This is a genomic window from Microcystis sp. LEGE 08355 (assembly GCF_015207185.1).
GTDB classification, from domain to species: domain Bacteria; phylum Cyanobacteriota; class Cyanobacteriia; order Cyanobacteriales; family Microcystaceae; genus Microcystis; species Microcystis panniformis.
The window spans coordinates 1-1044 of record NZ_JADEXI010000954.1; the positions used below are offsets into that span (position 1 = coordinate 1).

Consider the following 1044-nt stretch of genomic DNA (forward strand, 5'->3'; position numbering starts at 1 on the left):
CCCCACACCCTGCCCCTAGGAAAAGCTTTTTCAGCAAACCCTACTTATGATATTCACACAGTCAAGAAAAAGCCAAAAACCTCCGTTATATTTAACGGAGGCTGGTTAATTAATTAACAATTTTTGGTTACAATTTCGCCCCACATTCAGGACAGAATTTATTATTCCAACTGTTAACCGCTCCGCAACTGGGACAATCGAGCATTTCACAACCCTTGGTGACAATTTTCGGTAAACCAATCATACGCGCATTACTTTGACCGGGGGCAACCATGGGATAACAATTTTCGTCCTTAGTCACGATCGCATTGACCAAAACTGGACCATCATGGGCTAACATTTCGGCAATTTTTGCGGCTAATTCCTCTCGATGGCGAATAGTAATCCCTTTAATGCCGTAAGCTTGGGCTAACAGTTCCACATCTGGCATTCCCGCTTCCATATTGGAATTAGAATAACGTTCCCCATAGAAAGCTTCTTGCCATTGACGTACCATACCCTGCCAACCATTATTAATAATAATCGTCTTGGCATGAATATTAAATTGGGTTAGGGTGGCCAATTCCTGTAGATTCATTTGGAAACTGGAATCACCACTAATACAGATGACCTCCTCATCGGGAATCGCCACCTTTACCCCCATCGCAGCAGGTAAACCGAAACCCATCGTCCCCAATCCCGCGCTAGAAATCCAACGTCGGGGGCCATTTTTGAGGAATTGGGCCGCCCACATCTGATGCTGGCCCACATCGGTGGTGTAGTAGGCGTGGGGTGCTTGACGGCCCACCTCAACGATTACTTCTTGGGGGGAAAGTCTGCCTTCCGGTAGGGGGACTTGCAGGGGATAATCTTGGCGCCAGCGCTCGATCTGGGCTAACCAAGCTTGGGTGCGATCGGGATTGGTGGGATAATCAAATTCTCTGGCTTTGTGGAGTATTTGTTCTAAAACTACCCGCACATCCCCGACAATCGGCACATCAGGGGCGCGATTTTTGCCCACTTCCGCGGGGTCAATGTCCACATGGATTACCTTAGCTTTCGAGG

1 protein-coding gene is annotated in these 1044 nt (G+C 47.9%); it reads right to left on the reverse strand.

The window, feature by feature from the left end:
- Window positions 1-127: 127 nt before the first annotated feature.
- Window positions 128-1044, reverse strand: a 917-nt coding sequence (locus IQ242_RS25560) for a thiamine pyrophosphate-dependent enzyme (protein WP_193961875.1), incomplete at its 5' end; no start/stop codon positions are given.